The organism is Streptomyces sp. NPDC002573 (assembly GCF_042889625.1).
GTDB classification, from domain to species: domain Bacteria; phylum Actinomycetota; class Actinomycetes; order Streptomycetales; family Streptomycetaceae; genus Streptomyces; species Streptomyces gibsoniae.
The window spans coordinates 1-1,554 of sequence record NZ_JBIARC010000256.1 but is presented as its reverse complement, the minus strand read 5'-3'; the positions used below and the strand labels follow the sequence as shown (position 1 = coordinate 1,554).

Below are 1,554 nucleotides of genomic sequence, written 5' to 3'. Positions count from 1 at the left end.
TGCCAGGTCTGGCCGAGGCGGTCGGTGTGGCCGAGGGCGAGGTCGTAGACGCGGCCTCCCAGGCAGTACGGTTCGGTGGCCCTGTGCGCCGCTTCCTCCAGGAGGCGGGGCACGGCGTCCGCGGTGAGACGGACCTCCACACCGTCGAGGTGCCCGGTGGCGGTCTGGACCCATCCGCTGCGGTGGGTCGGCGCGTTCAGGGGTGCACCGATCGCGGTCAGCCAGTACTCCCAGTCGTACAGCGACAGGGCGTGGATGTGGACGGTGACGCGTTCGTGGTCCGAGGTGATCTGCGTGACCTCGAGCCGGCCCGCGTTCTCGGCCCGCAGCCGGGCCGCTGTCACGGCGGCCGCAGGCTGCGTCTGGTCCCCGTCGGCCGTGCGCGGCTCCTCGGCGCCGGCGCTCTGCCCGGTGACCGCTGCGAGCGCGGCGGCCTGCTGGGCGGGGCCCGGGGCGGGCGCTTCGGCTGGGGCGGGCGTTGCGGCCGGTGCGGCCGGTGCGTCGAAGGAGTCGGGCACGCTCGCGCTCGCGGGGGGAGTCTCGGACACGCCGAGGATGCGCAGTGGGCGGGGCGCCTGGGGTACGCGGGGTGTGTCCTGGCCGGAGCGGGGCGCGGTGATCAGCTCCCACGGGGCGGGGGCGCCCGGTGCGCGCTGTCCGGCGGTCTCGGTGACCTCGGCGTCACTGGGTTCCGTCTGCGGCAGAGGGTGTTCCGCCTGCGGCACGGGGTGCTGGGTCCGGTTCTGCTGCCGCAGTCGTCGCAGGGTGTCGGCTCCGCCGCTCTCCACCAGGCGGCCCTGTGCGTGCAGATCGGCGATGAAGGCGTGGACGAGTTCGCTGAGTCGCGCGGTGAGTTCCTGCTCGACGTCCGTGCCCTGGCCGTAGGCGATGGTCATGCCGCAGCTCCCACGTAGGCCTTGCGCAGGGAGTCCAGCGCGCGCCACTGGAGCATCTTGACGGCGCCGTCGGTGGTGCCCATGGTGCGGGCGGTCTCGCGGACGGACAACTCGCCCAGGAACCGCAGCCGGATGACGACCTGCTGACGGGGGGCGATCTCGGACAGGGCGTGATGCAGGTCCTCCAGCGCGAGCGAGGACAGAACCATGTCTTCGGGGTTGCACCCCAGAGGGGCCCAGGCATCTGTCACCTGGGTGATCTGGTCCACGAAGGTGAGGTGGCGTGTCGTGGCGGTCTTGAAGTGATCGGCGACCACATTGCGTGCGATGGTGCACAGCCAGGCACGGATCGACGTCCCGTTCCACGTGAACGTGGTGATCTTGGCCCAGGCCTTCATGAAGACGTCCGCGGTGAGGTCCTCCGTCAGCGCGGTGTTCGATCTGACGCGCTGGCCGATGAGCGTGGCGATGACGCCGTGGTGCATCCGGTACAGCTCGGCGAACGCCTCGCGATCGCCCTGCTGGGCACGGGTGATGAGGGCCGGTTCCCTCGTGGCGCCGCCGTCGAAGACAGCGTCGTGAGCCTGACTGGTCAAGAGTGCTCCCGATCGTACGTGGACAGAAATGAGCTGGGGCTGTGACAGAACTCGGGTAGTCG

2 protein-coding genes are annotated in these 1,554 nt (G+C 71.0%); both read right to left on the bottom strand.

Annotated elements, in window-relative coordinates:
- The coding region (locus tag ACFYX0_RS47760) for a BN159_2729 family protein (RefSeq protein ID WP_388982115.1) at positions 1 to 896 on the bottom strand (896 nt) is incomplete at its 3' end.
- A complete protein-coding gene (locus ACFYX0_RS47755; RefSeq protein WP_388982113.1) occupies positions 893 to 1,492 on the bottom strand; it encodes a sigma-70 family RNA polymerase sigma factor in 600 nt (199 codons plus the stop codon). The genes ACFYX0_RS47755 and ACFYX0_RS47760, both read right to left, overlap by 4 nt.
- Positions 1,493 to 1,554: the final 62 nt, after the last annotated feature.